The sequence below is a fragment of the Pseudomonas sp. BJa3 genome, assembly GCF_026343815.1.
GTDB lineage: Bacteria > Pseudomonadota > Gammaproteobacteria > Pseudomonadales > Pseudomonadaceae > Aquipseudomonas > Aquipseudomonas soli.
This window is the reverse complement of sequence record NZ_JAOXMC010000008.1, coordinates 111,213-133,439: the sequence shown is the minus strand read 5'-3', so window position 1 is coordinate 133,439 and position 22,227 is coordinate 111,213. Positions and strand designations below refer to the sequence as shown.

Genomic DNA, 22,227 nt, shown 5'->3' with positions numbered 1-22,227 from the left:
AAACCGGCCCGCGGTTTCCTATACAATCCACGCCAGTTCCCAGCGCCTCCAGGACCCCTTCATGGACGAAACCGCGCAGCACTGGCTGCATGCCCTCTCCGCCCCCATGGCCGCCCTCAACGGCGCCAGCTACACCGCCCCCGATTACTTCGAAGGCGAAGACCAGACCGATCTGGAACGCTGGTGGGGGATCAGCGACCGTGCCCAGTTGCTGGATATGCTGAACATGGCCGACAACGGCCACGCCACCGAAATGAGCGAAGCCTACTGGCAGTACCAGCGCTGCCTGCCCAGCCAGTGGCAGGCCCTGCTCGACACCCTGCCCCCACGCGAACGCATCCGCCACGAATATGCCGCACGCACCTTCCCCGACTGCGGCCCGGGCGGCACCCGCGCCTGGGACCTGGGGCGCATGAGCTTCCTGCTGCGCGCCGGGGTCAAGAAAGGCCTGATCGATCGCGACGAAAGCCTCTACCTGCACTACCGCCTGGCGCTGCGCGCCCGCCACTACTACAACCGCTGGGATTGCTACCTGGCCGGCTACCTGTTCGGCAAGGCGCTGTGGAATGTCAGCGACAGCAGCGACGAGACCCTGGCCGCCGATCTCGAGCGCCAGGGCAGCGAACACTGGAACCGCTGCATCCTGCTTAACCTGCGTCTCGGCGCCCATGAGCTGCTGGCCGGGCTGCCCTGGGACATGGACCTGCCGGAACCTGCGCGCCCCGCCACCCTGGAAGAGGACTGCTGGTCATGAGTTGCTGGATTCGCCTGGGGATCGAACCGACCCAGGACCTGGACGCCATCCGCCTGGCCTACCGCGGCCGCCTGCCCGCGCACCATCCGGAAACCGACCCGGAAGGTTTCCAGGCCCTGCGTGCGGCATACGAGGAAGCGCTGCGCCTGGCCCGCGAGCAGGAAACCCAGGAGGCCGAGCCAAGGGTCGCCGAGGACACTCCCCATCCGGCGCTGCAGCACTTCCATCGCCTGCTCGAGGAGCCGTCCCTGCGCTTCGACCCACAAGCCTGGCAGGGCTACATCGCCGAGCTGGACGAACTGCCACTGGACGAACTGGACGACCTCGGCTGGCAGCTGCTGCACACACTGCGCGACTGCGGGCCGCTGTCCCATCACTGCGCGGGTCTGCTGGCCCGGCGCCTGGGCTGGGCCGAGCAGTTGCTGCGCCTGGACAACCCCCACGAAGTGGAAGCCTTCCTCGACCGTCTCGCGCAGCCGGATCCCTTCGATACCGCCTGCATGCGCGACTGGCCAGCCCCGGCGCAAATGGAGAGCCTGTGGTATTTCCGCAGCCTCGAATACTGCTACCAGCACCGTCCATTGTTCGAGTACGAGCAGTTCGCCAGCGTGCATACCTGCCTGGCGATCCCGGACGACCCGGCACTGGTACAGCGCCTGCTGGTGCAGTTCAGCCAGGCCGGCATCGCCAGCCGGACCTTCCACGGCATGCTCCAGGCACAACAGGCGCAAACCCCGGACGATGCCGACCTGCTCTACCTGCTGGCCCGCCAGGCCGATGCCCTGGGGGCCGAGCAACAAGCCCTGGACTGCTGGTTGCGGCTGTACCGCCAACACCAGCATCCACAGGCCGAGCGCTGGCTGATCGACCTCTGTGCCCGCCATCAGCCCCAGCGCCTGCCCCTGCTGATCCAGGCCTTCGACCGCCTGCACACGCCAGCCGGCTGGCCCCAAGACCTTGGCGACCCGGCCCAGGCATGGGGCAGCCCGGGGCAGTCAGCGCAGACCTTGGCGCGCTGGTCCGAAGCCTCGCGCCTGGGGCTGGACGGCATCGGCAGCACCTTCGTCGACTGGCAACTGGACGGTGACGACGAACTGCCGCTGCTGGCCTGGCTGCTCCAAGAGCAGCCTGAACAAAATCTGCACCGCTTGTATTGGCATGCCTGGGCCCTGCAGCGCGGCGAGGCCGGTTTGCTGCGCCTGCTCCTTGCCCAGCCACCGGCCGAGGACGCCCTCGACGCGCTGATCCTCGAGGGCTTCCAGCGCCAGGCGAGCCAGCAGTTGCATTGGCTCGATCAGGCTCCTGTGGTCCAGGCGCTGACGCAGCTCTGCGCCAGCGATGATCCGGCGGCTACCTTGCCCGAGGCCCTGACCGAAGATGCCATTCGCCCGGTCTGCCGTGAATGGCTGCGGCGCATGCGGGTCTACCCGGCCCATGCCCTGCACACGCTCAACCGTCAGTTCGACATGCGCCGCCTGTTCACCACGCCATTCGCCCTGCAACTGCAGGACCGCCTGGCCGAAGCCGGGGTCCTGTTGCCGCCGATGCCCGAAGGGGAGGCACTGTGGCAGTGGCACCGCCAGCAGCTGTTCATGCTGGCACTGCTGGAGCAACCTTCACGTTGGCTGGCACTGGTCGAGCCGGCCTTGCCCGGGCAGCTGCACTACCCGGCCGAGCATCCGTTCGCTCCGACACACGCCCTGCTCGGTCAACTGCTGACCAGCCCCGAAGGCGCCAGTGGGCTGCTCGGCAGCCTGGATATCCGCGACCCGGTACAAGCCCTGATCTCGGCACGCCTGCTGACCTTGCAACAGGCGCTCAACAGCACGCGCCTGCCCAACGCCGCGCAACTGCTGGCTTGCCTGGACAACGACGACGGCGGGCTGCGTACCGATTACGCACTGGGCTACCTACTGTTCTGCGCAGTGCTGCACCACGATCCGTCGCTGGACGAACCACAACGCTGCGCGTTGCGCGACCGCATGCAGGCGCTGGACCTGCAAGACGACTGGTTCGAAGCGCTACGCCGGGGGCTGCTGGACGGCCAGGCCAAACACCCGCCGGCTGCCGCGATACGCGCGCAAGGCCTCGACAGCCGCACGGTCGACGAGGTACTGGATGCGCTGAACAGCCTGCTGAACACTTGCACCCCACCCAAGACCCGGGTGCTGCGCGCCCTGCAAAAGGTCAAGGACGACCCGGAACAGGACCCCGGCCTGCGCTGCGCGATCATGGCTGTGCTGTCATGGAGCGAACGCCTGCTACTGGACATGATCAAGGAACCGCCGGCACCGATGTGGGCGTTCTGGAAGCTCAAGAGTCGACTGAACCGCACGGGCCTGGCCGTGCACGTGGCAATCATCGCCTTGGGCGCCAGCCTGATGCTGCATATCCCGGCGATGTTGGTGGCGATCAGCATCCTGTCGATCAGCGGCTTCCTGCGCCGCCTGCGCGACCTCGGCCACGGCGTGCCGGCACTGCTGCTGGTAATGGTGCTGACCCGTGTGTTGCCGTTCTCGTCACTGGTGCTGCTGGGCCTGCCCGGCGACAAGCTGCCAAACCGTTACGGCCCGGTACCGGGCAAAGGGCAGCCGCTGGAGGGCGGCCTGCAGGCCACCCTGCGCCGGCTCAACGCTCAGTAACGCAGCTCGTCGAGCGCCTGGCTCAATGCCTGTCGCTCACGGCTGATCTCGCTGGCCTGCTGCCCGGCCAGCACGGCATTGAAGGCGTCCAGCCAGTTGCCGATCAGCTCGCGCTCGTCGCCCAGGCTCTGCATCCAGGCTCGCTCCAGGCGGGCCAGCAAGGTGCGGTTGGGCAGCGTGTCACGTGGGTGGATCTTCAATTTTGCCAGGCGCTCCTCACTGGCCTGGCGTGCCTGCGCATCCAGCCCGGTGGGGCTGCGGTCGATACTGTGGCTATGCTTCTGGCCGCTCTCGAGGAAGGTCACGTCCACTTCCAACAGGCCGTTGATGTCGTAGCTGAAGCGCACGTCCAGCGACTGGATCTCGCCGGTCGACTGCAACGGAATCTCGAAACTGTCCACCAGGATGTTGTCCCGCACCCATGGCCGCTCGCCCTGGTACACGGCGATGCGCACGAACTTCTGTTCCGGGTGGCTGCTGTAGAAACGCTGCACCTTGGACGTGGGGATGATCGTGTTGCGCTCGATGATCGGCGAGAAGGCGCCGGTGACATCTTCGCCCCGGGACGAGGCCACGCCGAGGGTATAGGGACAGACATCGGTCAGGATCAGTTCGTCGATGGCCTCGTCGCGGGCCTTGCACGCCGCCTGGCTGGCGGCGCCGAGGGCGACGATGGTATCCGGGTCCAGGTGCCGGTACGGCAGGCGGCCAAACAGCTTGGCCACCAGTTGCTGCACCTGCGGCATGCGCGTGGCGCCGCCGACCAGCACCAGGCTGTCCAGCTCCCGCGGGCTCAAGCGGGCATCGCGCAGGGCCTGTTCGATGGGGGTGCGCACCCGTGCCAGCAAGGGTGCCCAGATCGCCTGCAGCTTCTGCTCGTCCAACTGCCACTCGCGGGGCTGGCCATCCATGCTCCAGGCAAAGGTGCGACTGCCCTCGCCCACCTCGCACTTGAGCTGCTCGATGGCGTCGTGCAGGCTGGCCAGGGCCTGGGGTTCCAGGTCCTCGGCCTTGAGGTTCCAGTCACGCAGGCAGGCCTGCAGCAGCGCCTCGGTGAAATCCTCGCCGCCCAGGTAGTTGTCGCCGGTAGAGGCATGCACCTCGATCAACGGCAGGGCGTACTCCAGTACCGTGACGTCGAAGGTGCCACCACCCAGGTCAAACACCAGGGTGCGCTCGAACTTCTGCTCATGCAGGCCGTAGGCCATCGCGGCGGCGGTGGGTTCGTTGATCAGCCGCTGGACCTTGAGCCCGGCCAGTTCGGCCGCGAACACCGTGCGTTTGCGCTGCTCGTCGCTGAAATAGGCCGGCACCGAGATCACCGCCTCGCTCACCGGGCAGCCCAGATAGGCCTCGGCGTCCTGCTTGAGCGAACCCAGTACCAGCGCCGACAGTTCTTCAGGGGTGAAGCGGTGTTCGCCCAGGGCGTAACGCTTGTCGCTGCCCATGAAGCGCTTGAACGCCGCGGCGCTGCGTTGCGGGTGGGTAGTCAGGCGTGCTCTGGCGGCCTGGCCGACGAGGATGCTGCCATCGTCATCGACGCTGACCACTGACGGCGTCAGCACCTCACCCAGGGCATTGGCGATCAGCCGCGCTTCGCCATCCTGCCAGACGGCGATCAGGCTGTTGGTGGTACCCAGGTCGATTCCCAGCAAGGGAGTGGCGTTTGTCGGAGCGGTAGAGAGGCTGGCATCCTGCATGGTCGGTCTCTTGCTTGCGGTAGGAACCGGCGCAAGGCCTGCTGGCCACTTGCGGCGGACAGGGGGATTCTGACGCAACGCCAGAAACAAAAAAAGCGACCCTAAGGTCGCTTTCTCTGTTGCTTCCGGGTGTTCAGTGGGCCCTGGAAGCTTAATATGGCGCGGCGGACGGGACTCGAACCCGCGACCCCCGGCGTGACAGGCCGGTATTCTAACCGACTGAACTACCGCCGCGCTATACATCGAGTGGTGGGTGATGACGGGATCGAACCGCCGACCCTCTGCTTGTAAGGCAGATGCTCTCCCGGCTGAGCTAATCACCCTTCGTCTCGGTGTGGCGCGCATTCTACGGAGGACCTCCTACCCTGGCAAGCACTTTTTTCAAAAAAAATGAAAAAAATTTCCAGGCCTTTCAAAGACCTAGCCGCGCCGCGATTTTCTTCCTCTATATAGGACTGCTGGCCCTCTGACAGGGTTGGCCTGGAAGCGTCGCTCGGAGAATAATGCCCGCCTTATGTATTAAGGAGAGATTCCCCCTCATGTGGTTCAAGAACCTGCTGTCCTATCGCCTGACCCAGGAAGTACCGTTCGAGGCCGAGGCCCTGGAGGCCGCCCTGGCCAGCAAGCCGGCCCGCCCCTGCGCCAGCCAGGAACTGACCACCTACGGTTTCGTCGCACCGTTCGGCAAGGGCGAGGATGCCCCCCTGGTTCACGTCAGTGGCGAATTCATGCTGATCGCCGCACGTAAAGAAGAGCGAATCCTGCCCAGCAGCGTGGTCAACGACGCGGTCAAGGAGAAGGTCGAGGAGATCGAGGCCGAGCAGATGCGCAAGGTCTACAAGAAGGAACGTGACCAGATCAAGGACGAGATCATCCAGGCCTTCCTGCCGCGCGCTTTCATTCGTCGTTCGATGATCTTCGCCGCCATCGCCCCGCGCCTGGGCATGATCCTGGTCAACTCGGCCAGCGCCAAGCGCGCCGAAGACCTGCTGTCGACCCTGCGTGAAGTGATCGGTTCGCTGCCGGTGCGCCCGGCCACCGTGAAGATCGCGCCAAGCGCGACCATGACCGACTGGGTCAAGTCGCAACAGGCCGCCGAAGGCTTCTACGTCCTCGACGAGTGCGAACTGCGTGACACCGCCGAAGACGGCGGCATCGTGCGCTGCAAGCGTCAGGACCTGACCGGCGAGGAAATCCAGCTGCACCTGAGCACCGGCAAGGTGGTCACCCAGCTGGCCCTGGCCTGGCAGGACAAACTGTCGTTCGTGCTCGACGACAAGATGGTGATCAAGCGCCTGAAGTTCGAGGAGCTGCTGCAAGAGCAGGCCGAGCAGGATGGTGGCGACGAGGCCCAGCAACAGTTCGACGCCAGCTTCCTGCTGATGATGATGACCTTCACCGAGTTCCTGCCGGTGCTGTTCGAAGCACTCGGCGGCGAAGAGATCCCGCAGGGGGTCTGACCCTTCAGGCCGGCGCGGCCCAGCGGCGCCGACTGAACTTCAGCCGCACCCGCAGCCTTCGATGCTGTTCCTGCGCCAGGGCATCCTTGGGGATGCACTGGCTCTGGCTGAACCATTGCCCCTTGCGCACGAAGCGCAGCACTACCACCGCGGGCAAGGCAACGCTGTCACGGCACAGGCGCGCTGGCTGCCACCCTCGGGCACGACTGTATATATGCCAGCCACGCGACTCGCGACGCAGGCCGGTGACGGCGCCGGGGTGGGTCAGCAGGATCCGGCGGGGAATGGCCCAGCAGGCGTGGGCAAGGGAGGCAATGACCAGCAGGCCCTTCAGCCAACCGGGCAACGCGACCACAACGCCGACGATGAGTGCCAGCGCCAGGCAGGCGAGATAGGCCGCCAGCAACAGGCGTGAGCCCTGCCAACGGCATTCGAAACAATCACTTGGGCTGGACACGATCCAGAATGATGCGGACCATGCGCTGCAGCTCCGGATCTTCGGACTCGGTACGCTCCATGAACCAGCCGAACATGTCCTGGTCCTCGCAGGTCAGCAGGCGACGGTACAGCTCGCGGTCCGCTTCGCTCAGGCTCGGGTAGACTTCCTGGGTGAACGGTACCAGCAGCACGTCCAGTTCCAGCATGCCGCGACGGCTGTGCCAGAAAAGCCGATTGAGTTCAGTTTGTTCGACCATGGGGCCCTCCTCGAATGGTTGCGCAGTATACCGCGCAGCGAATGAAGCGGCACAAGGCGTTGGTCTACTCACCTACCTATTTTGTTACCGGCGTTCTATGATGGCCGCCAGTCTTTAGCTACCGCGATGACCCATGGCCGATTCCGCTTTCTTCTGTTCCCTCTCCCATGAGGGCATCCTCGCCGTCCGCGGCTCCGACGCCGGCAAGTTCCTGCAGGGTCAACTCACCTGCAACATCAGCTATCTCAGCGAAGCCCATGCGAGCCTTGGTGCCCGCTGCATGGTCAAGGGCCGCATGCAATCGAGCTTCCGTATCCTGCCCGAGGGCAACGGCTACCTGCTGGCCATGGCCAGCGAGCTGCTCGAGGCGCAGTTGGCCGACCTGAAGAAGTACGCGGTGTTCTCCAAGGCCACGCTGAGCGACGACAGCGCCGCCTGGGCGCGCTTCGGCCTGCAGCGCGGCGACGCGGCCCTGCAGGCGCTGAGCTTGAGCGTGGCGGACGAGGCCGGCGCGACCGCGCGTCATGATGGCCTGATCGCCGTCCGCGCCTCGGCCGGCCGGGTCGAACTGTGGGCGCCTGCCGAGCGGGCAAGCGCTGTGCGTGAGGCCCTCGCCGCCGCGCTACCGGAGGGCACCCTCAACGACTGGCTGCTTGGCCAGGTGCGCGCGGGCATCGGCCAGGTCATGGGCCCGACCCGCGAGCTGTTCATCCCGCAGATGATCAACCTGCAGGCCGTCGATGGCGTCAGCTTCAAGAAGGGCTGCTACACCGGCCAGGAGATCGTCGCCCGCATGCAGTACCTGGGCAAGCTCAAACGCCGCCAGTATCGCCTGGCGCTGGCCGAGACAGCGGTACCCGAGCCGGGCGCCGAGATCTTCTCGCCAACCCACGGCTCGTCGGTCGGCGAGGTGGTGATAGCCGCCAGCAGCGGCAGCGCCGTCGAACTGCTGGCCGTGCTCAGCGCCGATGCGGTGGTGGACGACAACCTGCATCTGGGCAGCCTCGAAGGCCCGCGCCTGACGCTCCTCGACCTGCCTTACGAACTGGACCGCGACCGGGAAATCCAGCGCTGACCAGCCCGCCCCGGCTTCATGCCGGGGCTGCACCACCTTTGCCGTAGAGAAGTCCATGAACAAGCTGGCCGAGAAGGTCCAAGCGCAATTGCTCGCCGCCATCGACCGGGACGACCTGGTCCTGCCGACGCTTCCGGAAGTTGCCCTGAGCATTCGCGAAGCCGCCGAAGACAGCGAGATCAGCGTGTCCGCCTTGAGCAAGGTGATCGGCCGCGACGCCGCCCTGTCGGCACGCCTGATCAAGGTGGTCAACAGCCCGCTGCTGCGCGCCGCCGTCGAAGTCACCGACCTGCACACCGCGATCACCCGCCTGGGCATCAACTACAGCTGCAACCTGGCCATCGGCCTGGTGATCGAGCAGATTTTCCATGCCCGCGCCCCGGCGGTCGAACACAAATTGCGCGATATCTGGGCCAACAGCCTGGATGTGGCGGGCATCAGCTATGAACTGTGCCGACGCTACACCCAACTCAAGCCCGACCAGGCTACCCTCGGCGGCCTGGTGCACCAGATCGGCGCGTTGCCGGTGCTGATCTATGCCGAAGAGCACAACGAACTGCTGTCCGACCCGATCTGCCTGCATTTCGTGATCGAGCAGATCCAGCCAGTGCTGGGCGACAAGATCCTCAGTGCCTGGGAGTTCCCCGAGCAGCTGGTCAACCTGCCCAGCCAGGTGCAGGACCTGGACCGGCGCACCGACCAGATCGACTACATCGACATCGTCCAGATCGCCCGCTGCATCAGCCAGCGCGAGCGCAGCCGGCCACTGGCCGCCCTGCCCGCCTACCGGCACCTGGGGCTGCCCTATGGCACCGAACTGGATATCGCCGAACTGCTGGATGCGCGGAGCATGTTGCGCTGAATCGACAGGGCTGATCGCGGGGCAAGCCCCGCGACAGCCGACATCAATCCGCGATAAAACTCACCCGCACCTTCAACCCGCCGCGCTCGCCGTCATGCAGGCTGATCTGCGCCAGGTGCGCCCGGCAGATCTCGCCGACGATGGCCAGCCCCAGCCCGCTGCCCTGGGCGCTGCGCCGGTAGAAGCGCTCGAACACCCGCTCACGCTCATCCTGCGGGATCCCCGGCCCATCGTCCTCGACTTCGAGCACGGCCGGCGCCAGGACCCGCAACACCACGTCGCCACCGGGCGGGGTGTGGGCCAGGGCATTGTCCACCAGGTTGCTGAGCAGCTCGTTGAGCAAGGTTGGTTCGCCCTTGAGCCATACCGGCGCCTCGGCCTCCAGCGCCAGGGCAACGCCGCGGGCATGGGCCAGCGGCGCCATGGCCATGCCCAGCTCGCGGGCCAGCTGGCTCAGGTCCAGGCGCTGGGCACCGCCTTCGGCGATGGCCCGGGCGCCGTTCTCCACACGCGCCAACGACAGCAGCTGGTTAGCCAGGTGGGTGAGTCGGTCCGTGCCCAGGGCTGCCGCCTCCAGGGTCTTGCGCCACTCCTCCGGCTCCCGTGAACGCAGGCCCAGCTCGACCCGCGCCTTGAGCGCCGCCAACGGCGTGCGCAGCTCGTGGGCGGCATCGGCGATGAACTGCGCCTGGCGCTCGAACTGGCCACGCAGCCGCTCGGTGAAATGGTTGAGCGCACGCACCAGCGGCCCCAGTTCACGTTGCACCTGCACCACCGGCAAGGCGCGCAGGTCGTCCGGCTGGCGCTCTTCCACCGCCGTGCGCAAGCGCTCCAGGGGACGCAGCGCGGCGCTCACCGCGAACCACACCATCACCAGCGCGCCGAAGGCCAGCATCCCCAGGCGCAGCAGGGTGTCGGCCATCAGCCCGCGGGCCATGCGCACCCGCGCCTCCTCGGTCTCGGCCACGCGGATCTCGGCCATGCCGTTCATGTTCGGCTCGCTCACCGCCTTGAGAAGGCTGACCACACGCACATCCTGGCCCAGGTAGGTGGCATTGTAGAAACGCGCCAGCGCCGGGTAGTCGTCGGTGCGCGGCGTGCCCGGTGGCGGGGGCGGCAGGTGCTCGTAGCCGGAAATCAGCTTCTGGTGGATGTCCAAAACCTGGTAGTAGATACGCCCGGCGCTGTCATAGGCGAAGGTGTCCAGGGCCACGTAGGGCACATCGGCGCTGAGGGTGCCGTCGCGCTGCGACAGGCCGGCGGCGATGGTCCGCGCCGACGCCAGCAGGGTCCGGTCATAGGCGGTGTCGGCGGCTTCGCGACCATTCCAGTAGGCGCTCAGGCCGCTGGCCAGCATCAATACCACCAGCAGCAACGCCAGATTACCCAGCAAGCGTCCGCGCAGGCTGCCGTTGTCACGCATCGCGGTGCTCGAGCAGGTAGCCCAGGCCACGGAAAGTGACGATGGCCACCGGGTGACCGTCGAGCTTCTTGCGCAGGCGGTGAATGTAGATCTCGATGGCGTCGGGGCTGGCCTCCTCGTCGAGGCCGAACACCTGCGCCGCCAACTGCTCCTTGCTCATCACCCGACCGGGGCGGGCGATCAGCGCCTCGAGCACGCTCTGTTCGCGCTGGGTCAAGGTCAGCGGCTCGCCGTCCAGGCCGAAGCGCCGGGTATCCAGGTCATAGACCAGCGGGCCGCAACGCTGCTGGCGCTCGCCGCCGAGCACGCTGCGCCGCAGCAAGGCCTTGACCCTTGCTTCCAGCTCGGTCAGCTCGAAGGGTTTGGCCAGGTAGTCGTCGGCGCCGAGGTTCAGCCCATGCACCCGGTCCTTCACATCGCTGCGGGCGGTGAGCATCAGCACTGGCAACGTCTTGCCGCGGCCGCGCAAACGCGCCAGCACTTCGAAGCCGTCCATGCGCGGCAGGCCGACATCCAGCACCGCCACGGCATAGTCCTCACTGGCCAGGGCCAGGTCGGCGGCCACGCCGTCATGCAGCACGTCCACGGTCAGGCCCTGGCTCTTGAGGGCCTGGGCCACGCTTTCGGCCAGTTGCAGATGGTCTTCGACCAGCAGCACACGCATCGGATTCTCCCTGTTCGGCTGGGCTTTTTGCGCGGAGTGTACCGCCGTGGCGAGTGCTGTGAAGCCCTCGCAACAAACCTTTCACGCTGAAAGGTTAGCGAAAGGTTGGTTACCTAGCATCGCACCACGGCTGCCCCGCGCGCCGCAAAAAGCACCAGCAAGGTGCAAACACATAAGAACAATAAATGGAGTCACCGACGATGCTGTCCACGCAGCCGCAGGCGTACGCGCCTATCCGTTCCCTCGCCGCCCGACCTTCCGCCCTCGCCAGCGCCTTCGCCCTTGCCGGTGTCGCGCCCATGAGCCAGGCCGCCTTCTTCGAAGACAGCACGGCCACCTTCGAAACCCGCAACATGTACTTCAACCGCGACTTCCGCGAAGGCACCAGTACGCAGCAATCCAAGCGCGACGAATGGGCCCAGGGTTTCATGCTCAACTTCGAGTCCGGCTATACCGAAGGCACCGTGGGCTTCGGCCTGGACGCGCTGGGCATGCTCGGGGTCAAGCTCGACTCCAGCAAGGACCGCACCGACACCGGCCTGCTGCCGACCCACGACAACGGCAAGGCTGCCGACGAATACTCCAAGCTCGGCCTGACCGGCAAGGTCAAGGTCTCGCAGACCGAACTGAAGGTCGGCACGCTGATCCCCGAGCTGCCCACGCTGCAGCCCAACGACGGGCGCATCCTGCCGCAGACCTTCGAAGGCGGCCTGGTCACCTCGAAGGAGATCAATGGCCTGACCTTCACCGGCGCCCGCCTGGAAAAAGCCAAGGACCGCAACGACACCAACTGGGAAGACCTGGCCCTCAACAACAAGAACAGTCGCTTCGGCGGCACTTTCAGCGCCGACCATTTCGACACCGGCGGCCTGGACTACCAGTTCACCGACCGCATCACCGGCAGCTACCACTTCGCCCAGCTCGACGACATCTACCGCCAGCACTTCATCGGCATGCTCGCCACCCAGCCGTGGGGCCCGGGCACCCTGGGCGCCGACCTGCGCCTGGCGATCAGCGACGATGCCGGCGCGGCCAAGGCCGGCAAGATCGACAACACCACCGTCAACGGCATGCTCAGCTACACCCTGGGCGGGCACAAGGTCAGCGGCGCCTGGCAGCAGCTCTCCGGCGACAGCGCCTTCCCCTACGTCGACGGTGCCGACCCCTACCTGGTCAACTTCGTCCAGATCAATGACTTCGCCGGCAGAGACGAGCGCTCCTGGCAGGCACGCTACGACTACAACTTCGCCGCCCTCGGCATCCCCGGCCTGACCTTCATGACCCGCTACATCAGCGGCGACAACGTCAGCCGCGCAGCTGGCGGCGAGGGCAAGGAGTGGGAACGCAACACCGAACTGAAGTACGTGGTACAAAGCGGCCCGTTGAAAAACGTCGCCGTGCGCCTGCGCAACGCCACCTTCCGCTCCAACTTCGCCCGCGACGCGGACGAGGTGCGGCTGCTGGTGAGCTACAGCGTGGCTCTGTGGTAACCCATAACAACAACGCTCACGGAGATAGACGATGACTTTTTCACTGCGCCGCCTCGTCCTGGCCACCGGCTGCCTGCTGCTGGCCGGCAACGCCCTGGCCGCCGAACCCAAACGCCCCGAATGCATCGCCCCGGCCTCGCCCGGCGGCGGTTTCGACCTGACCTGCAAGCTGGTGCAAAGCGCCCTGGTCAACGAGAAGATCCTCAGCAAGCCCATGCGCGTGACCTACATGCCCGGCGGCGTCGGCGCGGTAGCCTACAACGCCGTGGTCGCCCAGCGGCCAGGCGATGCCGGCACCCTGGTGGCCTGGTCCAGCGGTTCGCTGCTGAACCTGGCCCAGGGCAAGTTCGGCCGCTTCGACGAGAACGCAGTGAAATGGCTGGCGGCGGTCGGCACCAGCTATGGCGCCATTGCGGTGAAGAGCGACTCGCCCTACAAGACCCTCGATGACCTGGTCGCGGCCCTGAAGAAGGACCCGAGCAAGGTGGTGATCGGCTCCGGCGGCACCGTCGGCAGCCAGGACTGGATGCAGACCGCGCTGATCGCCAAGGCCGCCGGCATCAACCCGCGCGACCTGCGCTACGTGGCCCTGGAAGGCGGCGGCGAGATCGCCACCGCGCTGCTCGGCGGGCACATCCAGGTGGGTTCCACCGATATTTCCGACTCCATGCCGCACATCCAGAGCGGCAACATGCGCATCCTCGCGGTGTTCTCCGAGAACCGCCTGGACGAGCCGGAGATGAAAGACATCCCCACCGCCAAGGAGCAGGGCTACGACATCGTCTGGCCGGTGGTGCGCGGCTTCTACCTCGGGCCGAAGGTCAGCGACGAGGACTACGCCTGGTGGAAGGCCTCGTTCGACAAGCTGCTGGCCTCGGAGGACTTCGCCAAGCTGCGTGACCAGCGCGAACTGTTCCCGTTCGCCATGACCGGCGAAGAGCTGGACGGCTATGTGATGAAGCAGGTGGCGGACTACAAGGCGCTGGCCCGGGAATTCGGCCTGATCCAGTAAGCCATGCAGCCTGTACTGGCCTCATCGCCGGCAAGCCGGCTCCCACAGGGCCTGCGCTAGGTTCTGAAGCGACGGACGTCCTGTGGGAGCTGGCTTGCCAGCGATACGGCCAGCACAGATCCCGAGTTGTGCTTCAGCAATCCTTTTCGAGGATTTCTACATGATCCTGCAACGCCTCTTCGCCCTCGTCCTGCTGGCGCTGTGCGCCGTGCTGGCAGTGATGGCCTGGCCCTACCAGGCCGCCTTCTCCTACGAACCGGTGGGCCCGCGCGCCTACCCGCTGCTGATGCTCGGCCTGATGAGCCTGGGCTTGCTGTACCTGGCCATTCGCCCCACGCCCATCGTGCGCAAGGATGATGAGCCGGAACTGGACCGCGAGACCCTGATCAAGATCGCGGCCTGCGTCGGCCTGCTGATCGTCTTCGCCGCCACCTTCGAGGCGCTGGGCTTCATCCTCAGCGCCATCCTGGTCGGCCTGCCCATGGCCCGTTTGTACGGTGGCCGTTGGCTGCACAGCGCCCTCGTGGTGGTGGGCATGAGCATCTTCCTCTACTGGCTGTTCGACCGGGTGATGGACGTCCCCCTGCCCCTCGGCCTGCTCGACGTACTGGAGAACTGACACATGGATACCTTGAGCTACCTGGGCCAGGGCTTCGGCGTCGCCCTGAGCCCGTACAACCTGGTCACCGCCCTGACCGGCACCCTGATCGGCACCGTGGTCGGCCTGCTGCCGGGCCTGGGCCCGATCAACGGCGTGGCCCTGCTGATCCCTATTGCCTTCGCCCTCGGCCTGCCGCCGGAGTCGGCGCTGATCCTGCTGGCCGCCGTGTACCTGGGCTGCGAGTACGGCGGGCGGATCAGCTCGATCCTGCTGAACATCCCGGGCGAAGCCTCCACCGTGATGACCACCCTCGACGGCTACCCCATGGCCCGCCAGGGTCTGGCCGGCGTGGCCCTGTCGCTGTCAGCCTGGAGCTCGTTCATCGGTGCCTTCATCGCCACCTGCGGCATGGTGCTGTTCGCCCCGCTGCTGGCGAAATGGGCAATCGCCTTCGGTCCGGCGGAGTACTTCGTGCTGATGGTGTTCGCCATCGTCGCCCTCGGCGGCATGGCCGGCGACAAACCACTGAAGACGTTCATTGCTGCGCTGATCGGCCTGTTCCTCTCGGCGGTCGGCATCGACGCCAACAGCGGCGTGTACCGCTTCACCGGTGACAGCGTGCACCTGGCCGACGGCATCCAGTTCGTCGTGCTGGTGCTGGGGCTGTTCTCGATCAGCGAGATCCTCCTGCTGCTGGAGAAAACCCACCATGGCCATGTGGCGGTCAAGGCCACCGGGCGCATGCTGTTCAACCTCAAGGAAGCGGCATCGGTATTCTTAGTCAACATTCGCTGTGGCCTGCTCGGCTTCTTCATGGGCGTGTTGCCGGGTGCCGGTGCGACCCTGGCCAGTGCCGTTGCGTACATGACCGAGAAGCGCATCGCCGGCGATAAAGGCAAGTTCGGCAAGGGTGACGCTCGCGGCCTGGCTGCCCCGGAAACCGCCATTGGCGCGTCCTGCTGCGGCGCCCTGGTGCCGATGCTGACTCTGGGCGTGCCAGGCTCGGGCACCACCGCGGTGATGATCGGCGCCCTGACGCTGTACAACATCACTCCCGGCCCGCTGTTGTTCGAACAGCAACCGGACATCGTCTGGGGCCTGATCGCCTCGCTGTTCATCGCCAACATCATGCTGGTGATCCTGAACATCCCGATGATCCGCATCTTCACCCGCATCCTTGCCGTGCCGAACTGGGCACTGGTGCCGGTGATCGCGATCATCACCGCGATCGGCGTGTACGCAGTGCATGCCACCACCTTCGACCTGTTCCTGATGGTCGGCATCGGCATCATGGGCTACATCCTGCGCAAGCTGGACTTCCCGCTGTCGCCGATCCTGCTGGGCTTCATCCTCGGCGGTCTGATGGAGCAGAACCTGCGCCGCGCGCTGTCGATCTCCAACGGCGAACTGGGCATCCTCTGGTCGAGCCCGATCAGCATGGGCGTGTGGGTGCTGGTGGTGTGCATGCTGAGCCTGCCGCTGCTGCGCATCTGGCGCAAACGTGCCCTGCAGCGCCGGGCAACGGCCGATGCCTGACCGGTCGTTGCCACTGTTCTGGGCCACCGGGCTGGTCGGCCTTGCGGGCGGCTTTGCCGCCAGCAAGGTCGGCTGGCCCTTGCCGTGGATGGTCGGCTCGTTGCTGGCGATCATCCTGGTGCGCTGCCTGACCCCCTGGCAGCTCAGTGAAATCCCCAATGGCCGAAAGTGCGGGCAGTGGATCATCGGCATCGGCATCGGCCTGTACTTCACCCCGGCGGTGATCGAACAGGTGGCCAGCCACTTCGCGCTGATCTTCTTCGGTGCGTTGTTCACCACCCTCTCCAGTGTGATCAGCGTGTGGCTGCTGCGGCGCACCGGTGAAGACCGGGCGACGGCGTTCTTCGCCAGCATGCCGGGCGGCTCGGGCGAGATGGTCAACCTCGGTGCGCGCAATGGCGCGGTGCTCAGCCAGGTGGCCGCGGCGCAGAGCCTGCGGGTTCTGGCGGTGGTGCTGTGCGTGCCGGCGCTGTTCAAACTGCTGCTGGGCGATGGCGTGCCGCTGAACCATGCCGGCAGCGTGAGTTGGGGCTGGCTGGCGTTGATAGCGCCGTTAGGGGTGCTCATGGCACTGCTGTGGCAACGCCTGCGCCAACCCAACCCCTGGCTGTTCGGGCCGTTGCTGGTGGCTGCCGGCGTAAGCCTGGCGGGCAACCTGCAGATAGGCCTGCCCAACGGCGCCAGCCAGATCGGCCAGTGGTTGATCGGCAGTGGCCTGGCCTGCCACTTCAACCGGGCGTTCTTTCGCCGGGCGCCATCGTTCCTGGGGCGCACCCTGCTGGCCACGGCGTTGTGCATGCTGATCGCCGCCGGCGCGGCCTGGGCGCTGAGCCTGCTGACGCACCTGGACCTGCGCTCGCTGACCCTGGGCATGATGCCTGGGGGTATCGCCGAGATGAGCCTGACGGCCGAGACCTTGCAACTGTCGGTGCCGCTGGTAACGGCCCTGCAGGTGATGCGCTTGCTGTTCGTGCTGTTTCTGGCCGAGCCGTTGTTCCGGCAGTGGGCCAGGCACTGAGCAAGATGAGCCGCTTCGCGACCCTCCTTCAGGTCACAACGGCGGCAACGCCCAATCGATCGGCGCGATGCCGCGCTGCTCGAGGAAGCTGTTGGTGCGGCTGAAATGGCCGCAACCAAAGAACCCACGGTAGGCCGACAACGGCGACGGGTGCACCGACTTGAGTATCAGGTGCTTGCTGGCATCGATCAGCTTCTGTTTGCTCTGCGCATGCGCGCCCCACAGCAGGAACACCACGTTCGGGCACTGCTCGCTGACCACCTGGATGATCCGGTCGGTGAAGAATTCCCAGCCTTTCTTCGCATGCGAAGCCGCATTGGCCCGCTCCACGGTCATGGTGGTGTTGAGCAGCAGCACGCCCTGCTCCGCCCAGCTCTGCAGGTAGCCGTGGCTGGGGATCGGCAGGTTGAGGTCGCGCTGCAGCTCCTTGTAGATATTGACCAGCGACGGCGGCGTGGCGATGCCCGGCTGCACCGAGAAACACAGGCCATGGGCCTGGCCCGGGCCGTGGTACGGGTCCTGGCCGAGGATGACCACCTTGACCTGCTCCAGCGGCGTGGAGTTCAGGGCGTTGAAGATCAGCGGCCCGGGCGGGTAGATCTCCTTGCCGGCGGCGTATTCGCCGCGCAGGAACTCGCGTAGCTGATGCATGTAGGGCTGGTCGAACTCGGCACGCAGCGCGGCTTTCCAGCTGGGCTCGAGTTTGATGCGATCGTCGTCAGTCATGGGGGCATCCAAAAGCAAAGTGCCGCGACACTAGGAAAGCCTGGCCGGCTTGTCAATCGATCCGACCGACGACCGGCAGCTTCGGCGCGGCAGGCCATACTGAGGGGATGATTTGCGCGAGGTAACCCATGTCCATTCAATGCGAGGTATTGACCGGCGCCGACGGCGCCCGTATCGGCATCGCCACCCTTGACGCGCCCAAGGCGCTCAATGCCCTGACGTTGCCCATGATCGAAGTGCTCGACGAACGGCTGCGCGCCTGGGCCAGCGACCCCGGGATCGTCTGCGTGCTGCTGCGCGGCAACGGGCCGAAGGCCTTCTGTGCCGGCGGCGACGTGCGGGCGCTGGTCCAGGCGTGCCGCGAACACCCCGGCAGCGTACCGCCGCTTGCGGCCACCTTTTTCGCCAGTGAGTACCGTCTCGACCATCACCTGCACACCTACCCCAAGCCCCTGATGTGCTGGGGCCATGGCCATGTGCTGGGCGGCGGCATGGGCCTGCTGCAAGGCGCCGCGGTGCGCATCGTCACACCCAGCAGTCGCCTGGCCATGCCCGAGATCAGCATCGGCCTTTATCCCGACGTCGGCGCCAGCTGGTTCCTGGCCCGCCTGCCCGGCAAGCTTGGCCTGTTCCTGGGGCTGACCGGCGCGCCCCTCAATGCCCGCGACGCACTGGACCTGGGCCTGGCCGACCGCTTCCTGGGCGAGCATCAGCAGGAGGCGCTGATCGAAGAGCTGCTGCAGTTGAACTGGCAGGAGCAGACCGCCCTGCAGCTCAACAGCCTGCTCAAGGCCGAACAGCACCGTGCCTGCGTGGAGCTGCCCGAAGGGCAATGGCTGGCACGTCGGGCCGTGATCGACGAAGTGCTCGACGTGGCCGACCCCGTCGCGGCCTGGCGGGCATTGGCCGGCCTGGCCCGGCATGCCGATCCGTTGCTGGCGGCGGCGGGTCAGCGCCTGCATGAGGGCTGCCCGCTGACGGCGCACCTGGTATGGGAACAGATCCGCCGGGCACGGCACCTTTCGCTGGCCCAGGTATTCCAGATGGAGTACACAATGAGCCTGAACTGCTGCCGTCACCCGGAGTTCAGCGAAGGGGTGCGCGCCCGCCTGCTGGACAAGGACAACACCCCGCACTGGCACTGGCCGGATGTGGCGCAGGTACCAGCGGCGGTGGTGGAAGCGCATTTCAGCAAGGTCTGGGAGGGGCGGCACCCGCTGGCAGAACTGGGATGACGCATCGCGGTGCCTGTGCGCACGCGGTCAACGCGACCAGCCCCGCTCGCTACCTCGCCCGCCGTCTGGTCGACGGTCGCGATTGCCCTGGCCGTTCGAATGCCAGCGATCACCTCGGCGATCGTCATTGCGGTAGTCGTGGCGGTCGCGATCGCGCCCATAGTCGTAGCGCTGGCGGTTGCCATAGTCGTAGCGTGGGTTGCCTTGCCAGCGCGGCTGCACGCCGGGCGCCGGATAAGGGCGGTACTGCGGCACCGGTGCGGGCCGGTAGTAACGCGGCGCGGGCTGGTAGTAATAGCGTGGCTGCGGCGCCACATAGTAGCGATCCTGGCGGTAGTAGCCAGGGTATACGTAGCGATCGCTGGTGTAGTAGTCACGCCGGTAGTAGCCGTTGTCCGCGTAATAAGGGGCGCAGGCCGATGTCAGCAGTCCGAGCAGGACAATGAGCAGGATTCGTGGGTACATGGCGGCCTCCTGGACCGCAGGGGTGCCCGGCACAGCGGCGCTGGCGGGCGTCGATGGCAATGCGTTCATCGACACTGGATAAGACAGTCGCGCCAGGGTTCGGTGCCATTTCTGCAACAAATTGAAACAGGTCGTATAACCCTGAAAAACATGCAGTCATTTTTCGGTCATCTCACTAGAATGTGGCCACCGGCACACTTCACGGGAAGATCATGCCTTCGCCCTCCGCCCTGTTCTCGCAACGCTCGCTGATCCTTGCCCTGCTGCTGTTGCTGGCCTGCGGCTTCCTGGCCACCTCGCTGTTGAGCTACTACGCCTCGCGCGGGGCGATCCGCGACGGGATCGTCAACACCGAGCTGCCGCTGACCTCCGACACGGTCTATTCGGAAATCCAGAAAGACCTGATTCGCCCAGTGCTGATCTCATCGATGATGGCCCAGGACACCTTCCTGCGGGACTGGGTACTGGGCGGCGAGCAGGACACCACGCGCGTCACCCGCTACCTCGGCGAAGTGATGGGCAGCCAGGTCACCTGCACCAGCTTCTTCGTTTCCGACCGCAGCCTCACCTACTACCAGGCCAAGGGCGTGCTCAAGCAGGTACGCCCCGATGCCTGGCGCGACGCCTGGTACTTCCGCCTGCGCCAGTCGAACAAACCCTACGAGATCAATGTCGACCTGGACATGGCCAACCAGGACAAGCTCACCGTATTCATCAACCACCGCGTGCTCGACTACCAGCAACGCTTCATCGGCGCCGCCGGGGTGGGCCTGAGCGTGGAGTCGGTAGTGCGCCTGATCGATGACTATCAACGCAGGTACCAGCGATCGGTGCTGTTCACCGATGCGCAGGGCAAGGTCCTGCTGACCGGCTCCGACGGTGGTCCCCACGGCTTGCGCGCCGGCCAGCAACTGGCCGACAGCAACCAGTGGCAGGCATTGCTGGCGCGCATGCCGACACCCACCACCGGCAGCCATGAGTACACCGACAACGACGGCCACAGCCACTTCCTCAACGTGCGCCTGCTGCCGGAGCTGGGCTGGTACCTGCTGGTGGATAAGCGCGAGACCGGCGCCCTGGAGCGCATCCGCCAGTCGCTGTACCTGAACCTGGCGATCTGCGCGATGATCACCCTGGTCGTGCTGTCGCTGCTCAACGCCATGGTCAAGCGCCACCAGGACAACGCCGAGGCGCTGGCCACCCTCGACAGCCTCACCGGCCTGCCCAACCGCCGCAGCTTCGACCTGCTGGCCGGCCAGGCGCTGGTCGAGGCCCAGCGCGACAGTGCGCCGCTGGTCGCCCTGCTGATCGACCTCGATCATTTCAAGGCCCTCAACGACACTCACGGCCACCTGGCCGGCGACGAAGTGCTGCGCCAGTTCGCCAATGTGCTGCAGAGCAGCCTGCGCCAGTCCGATATACTCTGCCGCTGGGGCGGCGAGGAGTTCATCGTGCTGCTGCGTGAAGCCGAAGGCCGCCAGGCCATCGAAGTGGCGGAGAAGATCCGTCGGCGCACCGAGCAACTGACCTTCAGCTATGCCGACCAGCCACTGCGCCTGACCGCGAGCATCGGCCTGTCTGCCCTGCAGCGCGGCGACAGCCTGCACAATCTGCTGACCCGCGCCGACCACGCCCTCTATCGTGCCAAACAAGGTGGACGCAACCGCGTCTGCAGCGAGATGCCCGGAACCGACCATGCCTGACCCCCAACGCTGCCCCGCCTGCGGCGCCCTCAACCAATGCGGCCTGGCCGATCCACGCAGCGCCACGCAAGGCTGCTGGTGCTTCGAGGTGGTCATCGACTCGGCAGTCATCGAAGCCCTGCCCGCAGAACTGCGCGACAAGGCCTGCCTGTGCCCGCGCTGCGCACAGGTGGACGCGCAGCTCAAGGCAGCGCAGGCGCGCACTATCCGTTAGACTGCGCGCCGATTTCCCGCAGACGACCCACCATGCGCCTCGACCGATTCCTCGGCAACCTGCCCTGCTACAACCGCCAGCAAGTGCGCCTGCTGCTGGCGCAAGGGCGTGTGCGCGTGGACGGCGTGGCGACCGCCGACCCACTGCTGGAGGTGCGTGAATTCAGCCGCGTCGCAGTAGACGAGCAGGTGCTCCAGGCCGGGCACCCGGCACGCTACCTGATGCTGCACAAGCCCAGCGGTTGCGTCAGCGCCACCCAGGACCCACAGCACCGCACCGTGCTCGACCTGCTGCCGGCGGCGCTGCGCGATGAGTTGCACATCGCCGGGCGCCTGGACTACAACACCACCGGGCTGATGATCCTGACCAACGATGGCCAGTGGTCGCGGCGCCTGACCCAGCCAAAGACCAAGCAGCCCAAGACTTATCTGGTGCACACCGAAGACGAGATTGGTGCGCACTACGTCGAAAGGTTCCGTGAAGGCTTCTACTTCGCCTTCGAAGACCTCACCACCCTGCCCGCGCAGCTGGATATCCTCGGCCCGCGCAGCGCGCGCCTGACCATCGTCGAGGGCCGCTATCACCAGGTGAAGCGGATGTTCGGACACTTCCAGAACAAGGTGGTGGCGCTGCATCGGGAAAGCATGGGGTCGATCACCCTGGACCCGATATTGCATCCTGGAGAGTTCAGGGCGTTGACCGACGCGGAAATCGCCTCGGTCTGAGCCGATCACCATTCGGCGGTTTCCCACCAAAGATTGTCCCGACGGCACTTGCGCGATCCTAGCCGCGCTGCTTGACTGCTAACTCGTCGGTCTGCATGTGACCAACCAGTCACAACCGCAGTCCAAGACGCCCTTTACCGGCCACCTGGGGTCTCGATGCCCTGGGGCACGGTAATCGCCCGCCACAACAATACCGTCGACACCAGCGTCAAGGATCGACACAAGGG

The 22,227-nt window shown here is 66.0% G+C and carries 21 protein-coding genes and 2 tRNA genes; 14 read left to right on the top strand and 9 right to left on the bottom strand.

What is annotated here, in order from left to right; all coding sequences use genetic code 11:
* Positions 1-61: 61 nt before the first annotated feature.
* On the top strand, positions 62-754 hold the full coding sequence (locus tag OH705_RS11970; RefSeq protein WP_038705546.1) for a DUF1266 domain-containing protein: 693 nt from the start codon (positions 62-64) through the stop codon (positions 752-754).
* Entirely contained in the window at positions 751-3,396 is a 2,646-nt protein-coding gene (locus OH705_RS11965) for a molecular chaperone DnaJ (protein ID WP_267302275.1), read from the top strand. The genes OH705_RS11970 and OH705_RS11965 overlap by 4 nt, the downstream gene beginning before the upstream one ends.
* On the opposite strand, the gene OH705_RS11960 is transcribed toward OH705_RS11965, so the two are convergent.
* The 3 genes from OH705_RS11960 to OH705_RS11950 form a co-directional block, all read right to left on the bottom strand.
* Positions 3,390-5,096, bottom strand: a complete 1,707-nt coding sequence (locus tag OH705_RS11960; protein WP_267302274.1) for a molecular chaperone HscC — start codon at positions 5,094-5,096, stop codon at positions 3,390-3,392. The genes OH705_RS11965 and OH705_RS11960 overlap by 7 nt on opposite strands.
* Positions 5,097-5,253: 157 nt before the next feature.
* Positions 5,254-5,330 (bottom strand) — tRNA-Asp (locus OH705_RS11955).
* A 13-nt stretch (positions 5,331-5,343) separates the two neighbouring features.
* Positions 5,344-5,419: transfer RNA gene (locus OH705_RS11950), tRNA-Val, on the bottom strand.
* Positions 5,420-5,635: 216 nt separating this feature from the next.
* Between OH705_RS11950 and rdgC the strand changes: the two genes are divergently transcribed.
* Positions 5,636-6,556 (top strand): recombination-associated protein RdgC, encoded by a 921-nt coding sequence (rdgC, locus tag OH705_RS11945; protein WP_023631647.1) that lies wholly within the window; start codon positions 5,636-5,638, stop codon positions 6,554-6,556.
* Between the two features lie 4 nt (positions 6,557-6,560).
* Here the strand turns inward: rdgC and OH705_RS11940 are convergent, their stop codons facing one another.
* Both OH705_RS11940 and OH705_RS11935 read right to left on the bottom strand, forming a co-directional pair.
* A complete protein-coding gene (locus OH705_RS11940; RefSeq protein WP_094010144.1) occupies positions 6,561-7,013 on the bottom strand; it encodes a protein YgfX in 453 nt (150 codons plus the stop codon).
* Complete coding sequence (locus tag OH705_RS11935; RefSeq protein WP_023631750.1) at positions 6,997-7,251, bottom strand: succinate dehydrogenase assembly factor 2; 255 nt, start codon at positions 7,249-7,251, stop codon at positions 6,997-6,999. The genes OH705_RS11940 and OH705_RS11935 overlap by 17 nt, the downstream gene beginning before the upstream one ends.
* Before the next feature lie 133 nt (positions 7,252-7,384).
* On the opposite strand from OH705_RS11935, the gene OH705_RS11930 reads away from it, so the two are divergent.
* Together OH705_RS11930 and OH705_RS11925 are read left to right on the top strand one after the other, a co-directional pair.
* Positions 7,385-8,326 carry a YgfZ/GcvT domain-containing protein gene (locus OH705_RS11930; RefSeq protein WP_110604881.1) on the top strand — a complete coding sequence of 314 codons (942 nt, stop codon included), beginning with the start codon at positions 7,385-7,387 and terminating at the stop codon, positions 8,324-8,326.
* A 55-nt stretch (positions 8,327-8,381) separates the two neighbouring features.
* Positions 8,382-9,188 (top strand): HDOD domain-containing protein, encoded by an 807-nt coding sequence (locus tag OH705_RS11925; RefSeq protein ID WP_023632685.1) that lies wholly within the window; start codon positions 8,382-8,384, stop codon positions 9,186-9,188.
* A gap of 43 nt (positions 9,189-9,231) precedes the next feature.
* Here OH705_RS11925 and OH705_RS11920 read toward each other — a convergent pair whose 3' ends face one another.
* Together OH705_RS11920 and OH705_RS11915 are read right to left on the bottom strand one after the other, a co-directional pair.
* Complete coding sequence (locus tag OH705_RS11920; protein ID WP_267302273.1) at positions 9,232-10,611, bottom strand: sensor histidine kinase; 1,380 nt, start codon at positions 10,609-10,611, stop codon at positions 9,232-9,234.
* Positions 10,604-11,275 carry a response regulator gene (locus tag OH705_RS11915; protein ID WP_038705540.1) on the bottom strand — a complete coding sequence of 224 codons (672 nt, stop codon included), beginning with the start codon at positions 11,273-11,275 and terminating at the stop codon, positions 10,604-10,606. The genes OH705_RS11920 and OH705_RS11915 overlap by 8 nt, the downstream gene beginning before the upstream one ends.
* A 200-nt stretch (positions 11,276-11,475) precedes the next feature.
* On the opposite strand from OH705_RS11915, the gene OH705_RS11910 reads away from it, so the two are divergent.
* The 5 genes from OH705_RS11910 to OH705_RS11890 all read left to right on the top strand — a co-directional run bounded on the left by OH705_RS11910 (position 11,476) and on the right by OH705_RS11890 (position 16,932).
* The gene (locus OH705_RS11910) at positions 11,476-12,765 is read left to right on the top strand and encodes an OprD family porin (RefSeq protein WP_267302272.1); all 1,290 of its coding nucleotides are present in this window, start codon (positions 11,476-11,478) and stop codon (positions 12,763-12,765) included.
* Between the two features lie 31 nt (positions 12,766-12,796).
* Entirely contained in the window at positions 12,797-13,777 is a 981-nt protein-coding gene (locus OH705_RS11905) for a Bug family tripartite tricarboxylate transporter substrate binding protein (RefSeq protein ID WP_267302271.1), read from the top strand.
* Between the two features lie 160 nt (positions 13,778-13,937).
* The gene (locus OH705_RS11900) at positions 13,938-14,396 is read left to right on the top strand and encodes a tripartite tricarboxylate transporter TctB family protein (protein WP_023632081.1); all 459 of its coding nucleotides are present in this window, start codon (positions 13,938-13,940) and stop codon (positions 14,394-14,396) included.
* Between the two features lie 3 nt (positions 14,397-14,399).
* Positions 14,400-15,914, top strand: coding sequence for a tripartite tricarboxylate transporter permease (locus OH705_RS11895; RefSeq protein WP_038705537.1), 1,515 nt, complete (start codon positions 14,400-14,402; stop codon positions 15,912-15,914).
* Positions 15,907-16,932, top strand: coding sequence for an AbrB family transcriptional regulator (locus tag OH705_RS11890; RefSeq protein WP_267302270.1), 1,026 nt, complete (start codon positions 15,907-15,909; stop codon positions 16,930-16,932). Before OH705_RS11895 ends, OH705_RS11890 begins: the two co-directional genes overlap by 8 nt.
* 33 nt (positions 16,933-16,965) lie before the next feature.
* Here OH705_RS11890 and ung read toward each other — a convergent pair whose 3' ends face one another.
* A complete protein-coding gene (gene ung / locus OH705_RS11885; RefSeq protein ID WP_094010149.1) occupies positions 16,966-17,658 on the bottom strand; it encodes a uracil-DNA glycosylase in 693 nt (230 codons plus the stop codon).
* A 128-nt stretch (positions 17,659-17,786) separates the two neighbouring features.
* Between ung and OH705_RS11880 the strand changes: the two genes are divergently transcribed.
* Positions 17,787-18,893: an enoyl-CoA hydratase/isomerase family protein gene (locus OH705_RS11880; RefSeq protein WP_267302269.1), complete on the top strand. Its 1,107-nt coding sequence runs from the start codon at positions 17,787-17,789 to the stop codon at positions 18,891-18,893.
* 27 nt (positions 18,894-18,920) lie between these two features.
* Here OH705_RS11880 and OH705_RS11875 read toward each other — a convergent pair whose 3' ends face one another.
* Positions 18,921-19,358, bottom strand: coding sequence for a hypothetical protein (locus OH705_RS11875; RefSeq protein WP_263159126.1), 438 nt, complete (start codon positions 19,356-19,358; stop codon positions 18,921-18,923).
* A gap of 212 nt (positions 19,359-19,570) precedes the next feature.
* Here OH705_RS11875 and OH705_RS11870 point away from each other — a divergent pair, with 212 nt between their 5' ends.
* The 3 genes from OH705_RS11870 to OH705_RS11860 are packed head-to-tail and all read left to right on the top strand — an operon-like array spanning position 19,571 to position 22,000.
* Positions 19,571-21,061 carry a diguanylate cyclase gene (locus OH705_RS11870; protein ID WP_046856882.1) on the top strand — a complete coding sequence of 497 codons (1,491 nt, stop codon included), beginning with the start codon at positions 19,571-19,573 and terminating at the stop codon, positions 21,059-21,061.
* Positions 21,054-21,275, top strand: a complete 222-nt coding sequence (locus OH705_RS11865; protein WP_023631641.1) for a cysteine-rich CWC family protein — start codon at positions 21,054-21,056, stop codon at positions 21,273-21,275. Before OH705_RS11870 ends, OH705_RS11865 begins: the two co-directional genes overlap by 8 nt.
* A 32-nt stretch (positions 21,276-21,307) precedes the next feature.
* Positions 21,308-22,000: a pseudouridine synthase gene (locus OH705_RS11860; protein WP_038705533.1), complete on the top strand. Its 693-nt coding sequence runs from the start codon at positions 21,308-21,310 to the stop codon at positions 21,998-22,000.
* Positions 22,001-22,227: the final 227 nt, after the last annotated feature.